This window comes from Arthrobacter glycogeni (assembly GCF_054511155.1).
Genome location: NZ_JBTNDE010000001.1, coordinates 213,835 through 227,582 on the forward strand (window position 1 = coordinate 213,835; position 13,748 = coordinate 227,582).

17 protein-coding genes and 1 pseudogene are annotated in these 13,748 nt (G+C 64.5%); 8 read left to right on the top strand and 10 right to left on the bottom strand.

What is annotated here, in order from left to right; translation table 11 throughout:
- Positions 1-64: 64 nt before the first annotated feature.
- Positions 65-994, bottom strand: a complete 930-nt coding sequence (locus ACX80O_RS00980) for a YflT domain-containing protein (protein ID WP_459332208.1) — start codon at positions 992-994, stop codon at positions 65-67.
- 121 nt (positions 995-1,115) lie between these two features.
- On the opposite strand from ACX80O_RS00980, the gene ACX80O_RS00985 reads away from it, so the two are divergent.
- From ACX80O_RS00985 to ACX80O_RS00995, 3 genes are read left to right on the top strand one after another with little or no spacing between them, the layout of a single operon-like run.
- Complete coding sequence (locus tag ACX80O_RS00985) at positions 1,116-2,396, top strand: magnesium transporter MgtE N-terminal domain-containing protein (protein WP_459305466.1); 1,281 nt, start codon at positions 1,116-1,118, stop codon at positions 2,394-2,396.
- Positions 2,389-2,985, top strand: a complete 597-nt coding sequence (locus ACX80O_RS00990; protein ID WP_459332209.1) for a DUF1003 domain-containing protein — start codon at positions 2,389-2,391, stop codon at positions 2,983-2,985. Before ACX80O_RS00985 ends, ACX80O_RS00990 begins: the two co-directional genes overlap by 8 nt.
- The gene (locus tag ACX80O_RS00995) at positions 2,982-4,100 is read left to right on the top strand and encodes an Mrp/NBP35 family ATP-binding protein (RefSeq protein WP_459305464.1); all 1,119 of its coding nucleotides are present in this window, start codon (positions 2,982-2,984) and stop codon (positions 4,098-4,100) included. The genes ACX80O_RS00990 and ACX80O_RS00995 overlap by 4 nt, the downstream gene beginning before the upstream one ends.
- A gap of 36 nt (positions 4,101-4,136) precedes the next feature.
- On the opposite strand, the gene ACX80O_RS01000 is transcribed toward ACX80O_RS00995, so the two are convergent.
- The 4 genes and pseudogenes from ACX80O_RS01000 to sigE form a co-directional block, all read right to left on the bottom strand.
- Entirely contained in the window at positions 4,137-4,547 is a 411-nt protein-coding gene (locus tag ACX80O_RS01000; protein WP_459332210.1) for a Sec-independent protein translocase subunit TatB, read from the bottom strand.
- 41 nt (positions 4,548-4,588) lie between these two features.
- Positions 4,589-5,356, bottom strand: a complete 768-nt coding sequence (locus tag ACX80O_RS01005; RefSeq protein ID WP_459332276.1) for a hypothetical protein — start codon at positions 5,354-5,356, stop codon at positions 4,589-4,591.
- 99 nt (positions 5,357-5,455) lie between these two features.
- Positions 5,456-5,548: pseudogene (locus ACX80O_RS01010) on the bottom strand (zf-HC2 domain-containing protein); the annotation flags it as partial.
- 5 nt (positions 5,549-5,553) lie between these two features.
- Positions 5,554-6,186 (bottom strand): RNA polymerase sigma factor SigE, encoded by a 633-nt coding sequence (gene sigE / locus ACX80O_RS01015; protein ID WP_459305462.1) that lies wholly within the window; start codon positions 6,184-6,186, stop codon positions 5,554-5,556.
- A gap of 309 nt (positions 6,187-6,495) precedes the next feature.
- Between sigE and ACX80O_RS01020 the strand changes: the two genes are divergently transcribed.
- The gene (locus tag ACX80O_RS01020; RefSeq protein ID WP_459332211.1) at positions 6,496-7,140 is read left to right on the top strand and encodes an O-methyltransferase; all 645 of its coding nucleotides are present in this window, start codon (positions 6,496-6,498) and stop codon (positions 7,138-7,140) included.
- Positions 7,141-7,218: 78 nt separating this feature from the next.
- On the opposite strand, the gene ACX80O_RS01025 is transcribed toward ACX80O_RS01020, so the two are convergent.
- The 4 genes from ACX80O_RS01025 to ACX80O_RS01040 all read right to left on the bottom strand — a co-directional run bounded on the left by ACX80O_RS01025 (position 7,219) and on the right by ACX80O_RS01040 (position 9,284).
- Positions 7,219-7,386: a DUF3117 domain-containing protein gene (locus ACX80O_RS01025; protein WP_167993928.1), complete on the bottom strand. Its 168-nt coding sequence runs from the start codon at positions 7,384-7,386 to the stop codon at positions 7,219-7,221.
- A gap of 156 nt (positions 7,387-7,542) precedes the next feature.
- Positions 7,543-8,127, bottom strand: coding sequence for a DNA-3-methyladenine glycosylase I (locus tag ACX80O_RS01030; protein WP_459332212.1), 585 nt, complete (start codon positions 8,125-8,127; stop codon positions 7,543-7,545).
- Positions 8,124-8,474, bottom strand: coding sequence for a DivIVA domain-containing protein (locus tag ACX80O_RS01035; RefSeq protein ID WP_459332213.1), 351 nt, complete (start codon positions 8,472-8,474; stop codon positions 8,124-8,126). The genes ACX80O_RS01030 and ACX80O_RS01035 overlap by 4 nt, the downstream gene beginning before the upstream one ends.
- Positions 8,475-8,498: 24 nt before the next feature.
- A complete protein-coding gene (locus ACX80O_RS01040) occupies positions 8,499-9,284 on the bottom strand; it encodes an LOG family protein (RefSeq protein WP_459305458.1) in 786 nt (261 codons plus the stop codon).
- Between the two features lie 119 nt (positions 9,285-9,403).
- Between ACX80O_RS01040 and ACX80O_RS01045 the strand changes: the two genes are divergently transcribed.
- The 4 genes from ACX80O_RS01045 to ACX80O_RS01060 all read left to right on the top strand — a co-directional run bounded on the left by ACX80O_RS01045 (position 9,404) and on the right by ACX80O_RS01060 (position 12,707).
- Positions 9,404-10,192, top strand: coding sequence for an amino acid ABC transporter ATP-binding protein (locus ACX80O_RS01045; RefSeq protein ID WP_459305457.1), 789 nt, complete (start codon positions 9,404-9,406; stop codon positions 10,190-10,192).
- A gap of 52 nt (positions 10,193-10,244) precedes the next feature.
- Entirely contained in the window at positions 10,245-11,087 is an 843-nt protein-coding gene (locus tag ACX80O_RS01050) for a glutamate ABC transporter substrate-binding protein (protein ID WP_459332214.1), read from the top strand.
- Between the two features lie 82 nt (positions 11,088-11,169).
- Positions 11,170-11,844 carry an amino acid ABC transporter permease gene (locus tag ACX80O_RS01055; RefSeq protein WP_459305455.1) on the top strand — a complete coding sequence of 225 codons (675 nt, stop codon included), beginning with the start codon at positions 11,170-11,172 and terminating at the stop codon, positions 11,842-11,844.
- Entirely contained in the window at positions 11,841-12,707 is an 867-nt protein-coding gene (locus ACX80O_RS01060) for an amino acid ABC transporter permease (protein WP_459332215.1), read from the top strand. The genes ACX80O_RS01055 and ACX80O_RS01060 overlap by 4 nt, the downstream gene beginning before the upstream one ends.
- A 286-nt stretch (positions 12,708-12,993) precedes the next feature.
- Here the strand turns inward: ACX80O_RS01060 and ACX80O_RS01065 are convergent, their stop codons facing one another.
- Positions 12,994-13,731, bottom strand: a complete 738-nt coding sequence (locus tag ACX80O_RS01065; RefSeq protein ID WP_459332216.1) for a class I SAM-dependent methyltransferase — start codon at positions 13,729-13,731, stop codon at positions 12,994-12,996.
- Positions 13,732-13,748: the final 17 nt, after the last annotated feature.

Below are 13,748 nucleotides of genomic sequence, written 5' to 3' on the forward strand. Positions count from 1 at the left end.
GGCATCGAATTGCATGTCGCCTCCCTACTCCCCGCAGCACCAGGACCGGGTTGGCCTGGTCGACCTAGGCTCGGTTCGACCCATCCGCGCCCGGCACCTCAGGACCCGGCACCTCAGGACCCGACCCCTCAGAACCGCCCTTTGGGGTTGCCCCGGGCGTTGCGCTGTGATCCGGCTGGTCCACCCGGACCCCATACTGGGGACGCCCGTCCGGGAGGTCGGCGAACTGGCCCCGCCGCGGTCCGATCTGTGGACCCTGCGCCGGGGTGTTGTCGCCCTGCTCGGTGGTGCTTCCCGCGGCTGCCGCGGGGTCGGTGGTGTGAGGCTGTTGGCTATCCCGAATTGGCTGGCCGAGGGGGTCCTGCCAGACCGGCGGGCGTTGGGGCTGCCGACCGGGATTCTGGGGACCTGCTGAGTGCTCGGGACCTCCCGCGGGCGGTCCCGCAAGGGGTGTCGCCGGTGGCTGCCAGCCCTGGGCCGGTCCGCCCGGGTGCTGGGCCTGGCCGTTCATCGGCAGCTGCTGCAGCATGCGGCGGGCCTCATTGACCGATTCCGGCTCGACGATGACGTCGTAGCTGGTCGCGATGACCTGGCTGGTTGACGTGAAGTCACGCTTGCCGCGCTGGAACGCGTAGGTGATGACGCCGAACAGCAACCAGAACACCGCGCCGAGCGCCATTGCCGTCACGATGGGGAGGTACGCGCCGCCGTCGCCGAACAGGGTCAGGATCAGGCCCACGAAGAACCCGAACCAGGCTCCAGTGGCCGCGCTGGCCAGAGCCACCCGGGGGTAGCTGAGCCGTCCGGTGACCCGCTCAACAGTTTTCAGCTCGCTGCCGATGATAGAGACCTTCTGCACCGGGAACTTGCTGTCGGCAAGGTAATCCACTGCCTTCTGAGCATCTAGGTAGGCGCTGTACCGTCCGACCGTCTCGCCTTTGGGCAGGATGCGGCCTTCATCCCGTGACGCCGTTCGACCGAGCACGTTTGACATGATCCCATTCTTGCCCACTTTGGCCAGACTGTGGGGCCGTATCGCTCGCAGTGAACGAGACACTGGACCCAGCCCGCTATCGAGTAACACAGAACCGGCCGTTCCGAAGTAACCTAGGCAGGTGAGCACTAACCCCACTCGCGTCTTCGTGGCGCGCCTGCTTGGACTCGACGTCTTTGACCCCCTGGGCGACCGTCTGGGCCGACTCCGTGATGCAGTGGTCCTCGACCTTGGCCCCACCACGGCCCCCCAGGCAGTGGGTCTGGTTGTCGAGGTACCAGGCAAACGGCGGGTGTTCGTTCCCATGACCCGAGTCACCTCCATCGACTCAACCCAGATCATCTGTACCGGGCTCGTGAACCTCCGGCGCTTTGAGCAGCGCGGCGCCGAGATGCTCGTCGTCGGCGGCCTTTTTGACCGCAAGGTGACGCTCCGCGACGGCAGCGGCGAGGCGGTAGTTGAGGACATTGCCATCGAAATGGATCGTGCCGGTGACTGGCACGTCTCGCAGGTCTTCGTTCGTCGCGGTTCGTCGTCGTCGGCCCTGCGCGGCCTGCGCCGCGGCGAACGCCTCATCGTCAACTGGTTGGACGCCTACCACGGCAGCGCCGCCGAACCGCAGGGTGCAGCCCAGTTCGTGGCCCAGCACGAGGACCTCAAACCGGCCGACTTCGCCGACGCCCTGCACGAGATGAGCGACAAACGCCGAACCGAGATTGCCGGGGCGCTGCAGGACGACCGACTCGCTGACATTCTGCAGGAGCTTCCCGACGACGACCAGGTGCAGATCCTCTCCTCGCTTCACCGCGAGCGTGCCGCCGATGTGCTTGAGGAGATGGACCCGGACGACGCCGCCGACCTGCTCAATGAGCTTCCGGAAGCCCAGAAGGAGGATCTGCTGGCTCTGATGGAACCCGAGGACGCCGACGACGTCCGGCGGCTCCTGCAGTATGACGAGGACACTGCCGGTTCCATGATGACCACGGTCCCCGTCATCCTGCCTCCCGAGGCGACGGTGGCCGAGGCCCTCGCCCACGTCCGGCGCGAGGAGCTCACCCCGGCGCTGGCGTCGTCGATCTTCGTGTGCCGTCCCCCACACGAGACGCCCACCGGCCGGTATCTCGGCGTCGTCCACATCCAGCAGCTGCTGCGGTTCCCGCCGCCGGAACAGCTGGGCAACATTGTGGATACCGATCTGGAACCCGTCGGCGACCAGGCGAACATCAGCGAGGTGGCACGAATTCTGGCCACCTATAACCTCAACTCCCTCCCGGTGGTCAATGCCGAGGGACGCCTGGTCGGTGCTGTGACCGTCGACGACGTCCTCGACCACCTCCTGCCCGATGACTGGCGGGCTGCCAACGACTACCCGGGGCTGACGAAGGGAGCAACCAATGGCTGAGCGGATCAAGACCACTGCGACAGGGCTCGATACTCCCCGCGAGAGCCGTACGCGGTGGCTGCCCCGGCTCCGGCCCAACCCCGACCGGTTTGGCAGCGCCACCGAAAACTTCGCGCGGTTCATGGGCACCCCCCAGTTCCTGTTCTACATGACGGTGTTCGTTGCGCTCTGGCTCGCATGGAACTCATGGGCGCCGGGCGGTTTGCGCTTTGACAGTGCCGCCATCGGCTTCACCCTGCTGACCCTGATGCTGTCGCTCCAGGCCTCCTATGCCGCTCCGCTGCTGCTCCTGGCCCAGAACCGGCAGGACGACCGCGACCGAGTGTCCCTGCGGGAAGACCGACACCGCGCCGAACGGAACCTCTCGGACACCGAGTATCTGACCCGCGAGATCGCCGAGCTACGCATCGCCCTCCGGGAAGTTGCCACCCGCGACTACGTCAGGTCCGAGTTGCGCTCGGTCCTTGAGGAGATCCTCGACACCGCCGAGGACAAGGACACGACGCCCACCCGGAAGGCGCGCCGTAAGGGCGGCGACCCCACCGCCTCCCTTCCAAAACTCCGGCCCAACCGGCCCGACCTCTTGTGACGTTGCGGGAGGACATCCACAAAGCCCTGGCCACAGTGATCGATCCCGAACTGCGCAAACCGATCACCGAGCTGGGCATGGTCGCCGGGACGGAGATCGACGACGGCGCTGTGACAGTCGAGGTGCTGCTGACCATCGCCGGGTGCCCGCTCCGCGACACCATCACCCACGATGTCCATGGTGCAGTGGCGGGCCTCCCCGGGGTCACCTCGGTCACGGTGCGGCTCGGGGTGATGACCCAGGAGCAGCGGGACCGACTTAAAGAACAGCTCAGGGGACCTTCCGGCGCCCGAGGCATACCGTTCAATGACGAAGGGTCGCTCACACGGATCTACGCGGTGGCCAGCGGAAAGGGCGGCGTTGGCAAATCCAGTGTGACAGTCAATCTTGCCGTGGCCATGGCCGCCCAGGGGCTCAGGGTCGGAATCGTCGACGCCGACGTCTACGGCTTCTCGATACCGTCCCTGCTGGGCATCAGCCAGCCGCCGACCCGGGTCGACGAGATGATCCTCCCCCCGGTGGCCTATGACGTCAAGGTCATATCGATCGGCATGTTCATCAGCGGTAACCAACCGGTTGCCTGGCGCGGTCCGATGCTCCACCGTGCGCTTGAACAATTCCTCAGCGACGTCCACTTCGGCGACCTGGACGTCTTGTTCCTCGACCTGCCGCCTGGGACGGGAGACATTGCGATCTCCGTCGCCCAACTCCTGCCCTCCTCGGAGCTGTTGGTCGTCACCACCCCCCAGACCGCGGCCGCCGACGTCGCCGAACGGGCTGGCACCATCGCCAGCCAGACCGGGCAGAAGGTGTCGGGAGTCATCGAGAACATGTCGTGGCTCGAGCTTCCCGGAGGGGAGCGGATGGAGCTATTCGGGGCGGGCGGGGGGTCGGCCCTCGCGGCCCGCCTGACCGAAGCCATGGGGTACCCGGTTCCGCTGCTGGGCAGTATCCCCCTGGAAATCGCTCTGCGCGAGGGCGGGGATAGCGGGGCACCGATTGTGGCGGGGCCCAACGAGTCGGCCGCGGCACGGGAGCTCCGGGGCATCGCAGGAACCCTGGCCCGCCGTCCGCGGGGCCTGGACAACCTCCGGCTGAAGGTCACCCCCAGCTAGCACTCCCGCCGACCCATGATGGTGGAGGCTAGGTGGCTAGGTGGCTTCCAGATCGAACGGCGCCGACTGCCCGACACCCAGATGGGGCGACGTCGCCACCGAGGGCAGCGATCGACCCCGCGCGGGAGAAACTGGCGCTCCGGGCGCTGAAGCTCCGGGCGCACCCCCGCTGACTGGCTTGAACGCCTCCTGGACGTCGTCGATCAAGGCTTCCTTGATGATCCGTCGCGGGTCGTACTGGCGGGGGTCGAGTTTGCGCCAATCCACATCGTCAAGTTCCGGGCCCACCTCCTCGCGCAGCTGTTCCCTGGCGCCGGTGGCCATCCGGCGGAGGTCCTTGACCAGCCGGGCCAGTTGGGCGGCATACTCCGGCAGCCGCTCAGGTCCGAGGACCATGACGGCGATCACAGCCAGCAGCAAGAACTCGAGCCCGTTGATTCCCAACACGGAAAAAGACTACCGTTCCCCGACGGCAGGAGCTATTTGGCTCACTGGCCAGTGGCTGGCTGTGCCAGCTTGCTGAGCCCCCGGAGGATCCTGCTCACCGGATCCTGGGCGGTCGGCTCGGTGGGGTCCAGCCGCGAATGCTCGGCAAGCACCAACTGGCTCACGGCCTGTGGCATCTCGGCTGCCGGCAGACTGGACACGACGGTGTAGGTCACGGATTGCGAGTCAAGCACCACCTGCCACGAGTGGCCCGGATGCACCCAGACCTGGCGTTGCATTCCCCCAATGCGTTCAAAACCGTCGGCGATGACCGTGTTTCCCGTGACCGCGTTGATGGGGGGCGATGCTACGGGTTCGCGCCCGTCGCCCAGTTTGCGCTGTTCGTAGATGGTGACCGAATCTGCGCCGTCGTCGAGCACCATCATCAGCGCCGGGCGGCCGGCGATCGTCATGGCTTCGGCGCTCACCACGGTGAAGCCCAACATCTCCAGATCGGGGCAATACCACCCATCGCCCCTGAGCTCTTCGAGCTGGCTGTCATTGAGGGCTGAAGGGGTGCTGGGGGCCACCGACTGCCACCCGGCCATCAGTGCGCCGTTCCGTCCGCTGCCGGCAAGGACTTCGCTTTCCGACTCAGCACCCAGGGCATACGCACCGGTCAGCGTGGCGAGGGCCACCACTGCCAAGCCCCCAGTGACGGCCATCGGTGTCCGATGCCGCGAGGCGAAACTGGAGTGCCGGCGCTGCTGGCGGCCGACGACGCCGCCCAGGTCCGCGGGACGGGAGGGTGTCCGGTCGGCGGTCGCCATAATCCGATCAAACAGGTCAGCGTCAGGGCAGGGAACCGGCGAATTTTGCAGCTGGCTTCGTACACGACGATTCGACTGCACGGTGTCCCGGCAGGAAGAACAGCGGGCGAGGTGCCTCTCCACCGCCCGACGGCGACCGGGGGGCAATTCCCCGTCGACGAAATCAGCTAGCTGCCGCTTCGGATGTCGCATGACCGCTAACGGGCACCCGCGATCCGGGGCAGCTTCATGCGGGGGCTCTTGGCCGCGGTGAGGGTGGGGTCCCGGTGGGCCAGTTTCTCCCGCAGCATGGTGCGCCCACGGTGGATTCGAGACCGTACAGTTCCCAGCTTGACGCCCAACGCTTCTGCGACCTCGTTATAGGCGAGACCTTCCAGATCACACAAAACCACAGCGGCACGGAAATCAGGGGGAAGCTCTTCGAGTGCTGCCTGAACATCAATGTCGAGATTGTTGAACTCGAAGCTGCGTTCCGGTCCGGGATGGTTGCTGGGGAGGCGGCTTTCGGCTTCGTCGGTCAGGCCATCGAATCTGATCCGGCTCTTGCGGCGCGCCTGATCCAGGAACAGGTTGGTGGTGATGCGGTGCAGCCACCCGTCGAGGGTGCCCGGCTTGAAGTTTGCCAGCGAACGGAACACCCTGACAAAGACTTCCTGGGTGAGATCCTCGGCGTCGAACTTGTTGCCGGTCAGGCGGTAGGCGAGGCGGTACACCTTCGGTGAATGGACAACCACCACTTCCTCCCAGGACGGAGCAACCCAGGGTGTTTCGCCATCGCTTGGTCCGTCGGCCACGGTTGAAGCGGCCACCGTTGAATGCGAAGTGGTCATCTTCCTCTCCTCCCACTGTGAGACGGCTTGTGCCGTCTCCCAAGGTATTCGCGGCCACTGACGCACCGGATGCCTGGAGCTGAAATACTGCCCCACCAAGCTGGGAGATCGCTGGAAAACCAAGGCATGTCGGCAGGGCGAAGCCGGACTGACGGCCGCACAATTTCCCGGTCCGCGTCCGGTAGGGTGCTGGGCCCACACCCGATAGGCTGGGTACGGAAACTGACAGTACGCAAAGATGTGGCTGCGCCGGCGTCACCATCCCGGCGGCCACACGTGACATGAACGAAAAGACTGAGCGGTAGATATATGAGCGCGGACAAACAGAGCAGCTGGTCATACGCCGAGGGACTCCCCGATGAGGATGAAGTGCTCCTGCGTGCACGCGACCGGTCCTACGAGCTTGGCGTCACCCCGGTGAGCACCGGGGTAGCAGCGGCGCTGACCGTCCTGGCTGCGTCGTCGAGGGCCCAGACCGTCGTGGAGATAGGTGCTGGCGCGGGCGTGTCAGGCGTGTGTCTCCTGCGCGGGTTGGGACCGCAGGCGGTTCTCACCACCATCGATTCCGACGTCGACCACCTGCGTGCGGCCCGGGAAGCCTACGCGGAGGCGGGGGTACCGGGAAATCGGACCCGCACGATCTCCGGCCGCGCTGCGGACGTGTTGCCGCGCCTGACGGACGCCGCCTACGACCTCGTCTTCATCGACGCGGACAAGGCAGGCCTCCCCCTGTACGCGAATCAGGCCATCCGGCTCCTGAAACCGGGCGGCATGCTGATGCTCAACGATGCCCTGGACCAGGACCGGGTCGCCGACCCGGCCATCCGTGAGGAATCAACCAACATCCTGCGCCAGGTCGGCCGGATCGTCCGCGACCACGACCAACTGGTGTCGGCGCTGCTTCCCACCGGCCAGGGACTGCTGCTCGCCGTCAAGATGCCGATCGCCCGCTGAGTGAGACCGGGTTGGCCGGCGTCGGGCTTCCGACGTCGGCCACCTGACCGGGGACTCGGACTGGTTGGTGTTGGTCAGCTATTCGGTCACGGTCAGGAGACAGTCCTTGAGCTTGCCGGCTTCCTCCGCGTTGAGTTCAACGACAAGCCGCCCGCCACCGTCGATCGGGACCCGCATGATCAAGCTGCGGCCCTCTTTGGTGACTTCCATCGGCCCATCGCCGGTCCGCGGTTTCATGGCAGCCATAAGGAGTATCCCTTCAAATGTGTGCGCCCGGGATCCCCGGCCGCCCGTCAACGAAAATAAACGTCAGTTGCACGACGGCATGCTGGCCCCCGCGCATTGATCCATCACCATTATCCCGCACAAGGCCGGACTGGGCGAATCGCGATGCGTTGTGGGTCACATCGAGTCCCGTACCCAGCAGTCCCGCAGGTGGTCGTTGACGAACCCCGTTGCCTGCAGCATCGCGTATCCGGTGGTGGGTCCGACAAACCGGAATCCGTAGTCGCGGAGGGCCTTGGCCAGGGCCACCGACTCGGGCACCACCGCCGGCACATCGGCCAACGCCACCGGTACCGGTCCCGACGCCGGGCGGTGCGATTCAAGGATGGCCGCGAGACTCTCCCCTGCCGGCAGGTGCAGGAGGGCACGGGCGTTGCCGATGGTCGCAAGGATTTTCGCCCGGTTGCGGACGATTCCTCCATCCTGGAGGAGCCGCTCGACGTCGTCGTCGTCGAACCCCGCAACCACCAAGGGATCGAAGTGGCTGAAAGCCGCACGGAAGGCCTCCCGCTTGCGCAGGATGGTGATCCAGCTCAGACCCGATTGGAAGGCTTCAAGGCTGAGCCGTTCGAACAGCGCCGCCTCACCGGTGACGGGGCGGCCCCACTCCTCGTCGTGGTACGCCCTGTAGTCCTCGCTCGAGTTGGCCCAGTCGCAGCGCACCAGGCCGTCTTCCCCCCGGACCGCGCCCGCAGCGGTCACGGCTGGTCCTGGTGGGTCAGGTGGGTCTGTTGGGTCTGTTGGAGTTCGGCGATCGTTGCGTCCCGGTCCGCGAGCGCTGCCGCCAACGTCTCCAGCACCTCGTCCACCTGATCCATCCGGTACCCGCGGAGGGCCAGCGCAAAACGGATCTCGCCGACGTCGGCCACCTCCGGGTCGGCGGGCAGCAGCACTGCAGGCAAGGACGGGGTCGGTTCAACCAACCCTCGCAGGGGGGCCCGCGTCGGCCCGGGGTCAGCCGTTCCGTCCCCGGCTGGCCGCCACCCCACGACGGCGAAGGCCACGGCGCCGAGCACCGCTACTGCCACAAACACCAGGAAGATACTCACAGGGTCAATGGTGCCAGAGAGCCGTCACGGTGACCGGTGGGATGCGGTGTCCGCCAGCACCAGACGGACAGCCTCCGCCGGGTCGTCCACCAGGTGCACCAGATCCAGGTCCTTGGCGGCGATCATCCCGTTCGCCAACAGGCTGCCCCGCACCCACTCCCACAGCGGCGCCCAGAACTCGGTGCCGATCAACACAATCGGGAAGGAGGTTACTTTCTGCGTCTGGACCAACGTCATCGCTTCGAACAGTTCGTCGAGAGTGCCGAATCCGCCCGGCAGCACAATGAATCCCTGAGCATATTTGACGAACATCGTTTTCCGCGCGAAAAAGTATCTGAAGTTGATGCCCAAATCCACCCACTCGTTCATCCCCTGTTCGAAGGGCAGCTCGATCCCCAGGCCAACTGACACCCCGCCCGCCTCGCAGGCGCCCTTGTTGGCCGCCTCCATGGCGCCCGGCCCCCCACCGGTGATCACCGCGTAGTTGGCCTCCACCAGGCGGCGGCCCACCTCCTCGCCGATCGAGTAGAACGGCGAATCCCGTGGGGTGCGTGCCGAGCCGAAGACGCTGATCGCTGGACCCAGCTCGGCAAGCGTACCGAATCCCTCGACGAACTCGCTCTGGATGCGGAGCACCCGCCAGGGGTCGGTCTTGGTGAAATGGTTCCCACTCCCGGAGTCCAGCAGGTACCTGTCGGATTGGGGTTCTTTGGTCTGACCGCGGCGCAACTCCACCTGCCCGCGTCGTCGGGACGGCGTGTGGTGTGCGCCGCTGCGTGCTGGTCCGGAAGCGAACTCGTCTGTAGGCATCTTCCGAGCCTATCCGGCCTTCGCAACCCCTCTCGGCCTTGGTTGCTCTTGCGTCACAATTTAGCCATTCGGAGCGGCGATGCCTTGCCAGGATGGATTCGTTCGCTAGATTCGTGTCTATGACCAGTGATTTCAGAGCGAACTCGTCCGCGTCCGCTGCACCATCAGCTGGGACGCCGCTTGTCCAGCTGAAGAACGTCAACAAGCACTTCGGCGACCTCCATGTGTTGCAGAACATCAATCTCGAGGTTGCCCGGGGTGAAGTGGTGGTAGTGATCGGTCCGTCCGGTTCTGGCAAGTCAACCCTCTGCCGCGCCATCAACCGCCTGGAGACTATTGACGACGGCGAGATCCGCATTGACGGCGTCGAACTTCCCGCCGAAGGCAAGGAGCTCGCCAAGCTACGCGCCGACGTCGGGATGGTGTTCCAATCGTTCAACCTGTTTGCCCACAAATCCATCCTGGAGAACGTGACACTGGGCCCGATTAAGGTCAAGGGCATGAAGAGCTCGGCTGCCAAGGACCTCGCCATGTCCCTGTTGAAGCGGGTGGGGGTCGATAACCAGGCTCAGAAGCTGCCGGCTCAACTCTCCGGCGGCCAGCAGCAGCGGGTGGCTATCGCCCGTGCGTTGGCCATGCAGCCGAAGGTGATGTTGTTTGACGAGCCAACCTCGGCGCTTGACCCCGAAATGATCAACGAAGTTCTCGACGCCATGGTCACCCTGGCCAAGGAGGGCATGACCATGATTGTGGTCACCCACGAAATGGGCTTTGCCCGCAAAGCGGCGGACCGCGTGATCTTCATGGCCGACGGGCAGATCGTCGAAGAGGCCACCCCCGAGGAGTTCTTCACCAATCCCCAGAGCGCCCGCGCCAAGGATTTCCTCGGCAAGATCCTCGCGCACTAGCTCCGGTCTCCCACAAATTTTTCAATAAGTCAGACGAACGCAAGGAGAAATCATGCGCAAGACCCGATACGCAGCAGCCGCCATGGCTGCTGTAGCAGCACTCGCGCTGTCCGCCTGTGGCGGCGGCGATGACAGCGGCGATACCGCTTCTGAAGCAGGCTCCGACACCATCCGCATCGGCATCAAGTTCGACCAGCCAGGGCTGGGCTTCGACGAGGGCGGGGAATACTCCGGCTTCGACGTCGACGTCGCCAAGTATGTGGCAGCCGAACTCGGCTACGAAGAGGACCAGATCGAATGGACGGAGGCTCCGTCGGCGAACCGGGAGAACCTCCTGTCCACCGAGGAGGTGGACATGATCTTCGCTACCTACTCCATCACTGACGAGCGCAAAGAGACAGTCGACTTTGCCGGACCCTACTTCGTCGCCGGCCAGGACCTCCTGGTACGCGCCGACGACGACGAGATCACCGGGCCCGAGACCCTCGCCGGCAAGAACCTCTGCTCGGTTGCCGGTTCCACCTCCGCTGCACGCATCAACGAGGAGTTCGGGGCTGACGCCAACCTGGTTGAACAGCCAAGCTACGCCGAGTGTGTCTCCCTGATGGGCGGCGGTCAGATCGACGCCGTCACCACCGACGACATCATCCTGGCCGGCCTCGCCTCCCAGGAAGCCAACGCCGGTCAGTTCAAGGTAGTGGGCAACCCGTTCTCCGAGGAGAACTACGGGGTTGGCCTGACCAAGGGAAGCGACCTGTGTGAAGACATCAACGCTGCCATCGTCAAAATGATCGACGACGGTTCCTGGGAAGCTGCCATCACGGCCAATACCGAAGGTGCTGACTACACGTTCAACGCCGAACTGAACCCACCAGAACCTGCCGCCTGCGCCTAGGCTCTGACTGTTTCATGCCTTGGTGGGGGGGCCCTTGCGGTCGCCCCACCAAGGCATTTCACCACCACGGAAGGGGTGAACCATGGATAACTTCCTATCGCTCTTCGAAACGTACGACGTCGTTGGAGCGTTCTGGGTCAATATCCAGCTGACGTTTTGGGCCGCTATCTGGTCATTCATCCTGGGAACCATCCTCGCGTTGATGCGCATTTCGCCGATAGCGAGCCTTCAGTGGTTCGGCGCCGCGTACGTGAATATCTTCCGGAACACACCACTCACGGTCATCATTGCGTTTGGCATCCTTGGGCTGTGGGGGCAGCTGAATGTTGTCCTCGCCGAAGATTTTCAACTGAACTTCCTTCGCCTTGCCATTCTCGGCCTGAGCATCTACCACGCTGCTTTCGTGTGCGAAGCGATCCGCAGTGGTGTCAACACTGTTCCGCTCGGTCAGGCGGAAGCAGCCCGGGCCATCGGGCTCAGCTTCCTGCCGGCGGCCCGCCTGATCATCCTGCCGCAGGCCCTGCGCGGTGCGGTTGCGCCGCTGGGCAACGTGCTGATCGCCCTGACCAAAAACTCGACTGTCGCATTCGCGGGATCGGTGATCGAGTCGTCGAACCTGATGAAGGAGATGATCGAGTTCCGGGGCGACCTGGTGATCCCCATCTTCTTCGTCTTCGCGTTGGGCTTCGTGATCATTGTGGTACCCATCGGTCTTTTGACGACCTGGTTGTCCAGGAGATTGGCGGTGGCACGATGAGCGCGCAACAGGTCCTCTTCGATGCGCCGGGCCCGAAAGGCAAACGCCGCATCCTCATCGGTAACATTGCCGGCGTCCTGCTGGTGGTCGGTCTGCTCGGTTGGCTGGTGTCAGCCCTCGCCGGTCAAGGACAGTTCGAGGCCGCAAAGTGGACCCCGTTCCTCGAAATGCGGACCTGGGAGTTCTTCATCCTGCCAGGACTGCTCAGCACTCTGAAAGCCGCAGCCGTTGCAGTGGTCACGTCGATCCTCTTCGGCCTGCTATTCGGCGTCGGACGCCTGTCCCACATCGCACCGGTCCGCTGGTTCGCCGGTCTCGTGGTCGAATTCCTGCGTGCGGTACCCGTCCTGCTGATGATGATCTTCCTCTGGTTGGGACTGGCCAGAGTGCCGTTCATCGAGGATCCGATCTTCGTGGCGGTCGTGACCGCTCTCACCCTGTACAACGGGTCGGTGATCGCCGAACTGGTCAGGTCGGGGGTGCACGGGCTGCCCAAGGGCCAGCGCGAAGCGGGCATGGCCATCGGCATGACTCCTGGTCAGTCGCTGCGCAGTATCGAAATCCCGCAAGCGTTGGTGGCGATGCTGCCGGCCATGGTCAGCCAGTTCGTGGTCATCCTGAAGGACTCGGCCCTTGGCTACATCATCGGCTACGCGGAGCTACTCCAGTTCTCGCGCCGCCTGGGTGTGGGCGAAGGAAATCTGCTGCAATCCCTGCTGATCGCGGCCTTGATCTTCATCCTGATCAACTTTGCCCTGTCCTCCGCTGCCAACAAGCTCTCCACCCTGCTGAGCTTCAGGACCGGCCGCAAGGTCAAGAAGGCCGAGGACCCCGAGCTGAACGCTGCGGCTTCGGTCAACTAACACGGCCCGGCGCCGCTGGTGGGTCAGACAGCTGCTGGTGACGACCGCTGCTGGTGCCGACATGAGAAGTGCGGCTACGCCCTTGGGTGTAGCCGCACTTTTCTGTGTGACGTTTGGTTGGACCCGCCGGGTCGTCGGTCGAACCGCCGACTACTCCTACTTCCTTCGGCGTAACCCATGCGTGCTACCGCTCCACTCAATCGCGTCATTGGCCTGCCTGGAGTTCGCGTCGCCGATGTCGATCCTGGTAGCGGTGATGCTAGTGTCCCCTTGTCCCTGCGTCCGATCAGGCGTGCGCAAGGATCAACCAGCCGCGTCCGGGCGCGTAAGGCAGATCCCGCACCTCGGTCCTGGTGAAGCCAGCTTCTAACAGTGAACTGCAGATCGCCTCCTGGGTGCGGAAGCGCAGGGTGGTTGTGGACTCGATGCGTTCACCATCGGCCAAGAAAATGGTCGGAGAATCGAACGTCACGAATTCACCATCGACCTTCGTTACGTGGACCCATTCCTCCACTGGACCCTCTCCGTCGACGTCTACCACCCGTTGGGTGAGTTCTTTGGTCCAGCCGTTCCAGGCTTGGTCAGAGGGAACGCGGCTCTCGAACGCGATCAGCCCCCCAGTGCGCAGGCAGGTGTGGATTGCTCGCAGGGTAGCGATCCACTCGACGTCCTCAAGGAAGACCTGGGCGACGTTGGCGGTCATCGTAGCAAGGTCGTACTGACCATGCTGGGACAAGGCCAAGGCCACATCAAGAATAGTCCCCACGACCCATGTCACTTGGTCCGCTCCGGCTTTGGTGCGGGCGACGTCAACGGACGCTCCGGCGGGGTCGACACCAAGGGCCCACAATCCGCGGTCTGCTAGACCGCAGCAAAAAGTCCCGGTCCCGCATCCGACGTCCAGCACGCTAGTGGCCGCGAACTCATCAACCAGGCTGAAATAGGTGTCCAGGTCACTACGGTCAGGATCGAGGGGGTCATAAACTCGGGCGACCCGTGGGTGATCGAAGATTGCATCAGGCATCAACCAAAGGTACTCCA

Bases quoted from the DNA above. Each gene is read 5' to 3' on its own strand.
- ACX80O_RS01025 (WP_167993928.1), bottom strand. From the start codon at position 7,386: ATGGCTGCCATGAAACCGCGGACCGGCGATGGGCCGATGGAAGTCACC.
- sigE (WP_459305462.1), bottom strand. From the start codon at position 6,186: ATGACCACTTCGCATTCAACGGTGGCCGCTTCAACCGTGGCCGACGGA.
- ACX80O_RS01020 (WP_459332211.1), top strand. From the start codon at position 6,496: ATGAGCGCGGACAAACAGAGCAGCTGGTCATACGCCGAGGGACTCCCC.
- ACX80O_RS01055 (WP_459305455.1), top strand. From the start codon at position 11,170: ATGGATAACTTCCTATCGCTCTTCGAAACGTACGACGTCGTTGGAGCG.
- ACX80O_RS00980 (WP_459332208.1), bottom strand. From the start codon at position 994: ATGTCAAACGTGCTCGGTCGAACGGCGTCACGGGATGAAGGCCGCATC.
- ACX80O_RS00990 (WP_459332209.1), top strand. From the start codon at position 2,389: ATGGCTGAGCGGATCAAGACCACTGCGACAGGGCTCGATACTCCCCGC.
- ACX80O_RS01050 (WP_459332214.1), top strand. From the start codon at position 10,245: ATGCGCAAGACCCGATACGCAGCAGCCGCCATGGCTGCTGTAGCAGCA.
- ACX80O_RS01065 (WP_459332216.1), bottom strand. From the start codon at position 13,731: ATGCCTGATGCAATCTTCGATCACCCACGGGTCGCCCGAGTTTATGAC.
- ACX80O_RS01005 (WP_459332276.1), bottom strand. From the start codon at position 5,356: ATGGCGACCGCCGACCGGACACCCTCCCGTCCCGCGGACCTGGGCGGC.
- ACX80O_RS01060 (WP_459332215.1), top strand. From the start codon at position 11,841: ATGAGCGCGCAACAGGTCCTCTTCGATGCGCCGGGCCCGAAAGGCAAA.
- ACX80O_RS01045 (WP_459305457.1), top strand. From the start codon at position 9,404: ATGACCAGTGATTTCAGAGCGAACTCGTCCGCGTCCGCTGCACCATCA.
- ACX80O_RS01040 (WP_459305458.1), bottom strand. From the start codon at position 9,284: ATGCCTACAGACGAGTTCGCTTCCGGACCAGCACGCAGCGGCGCACAC.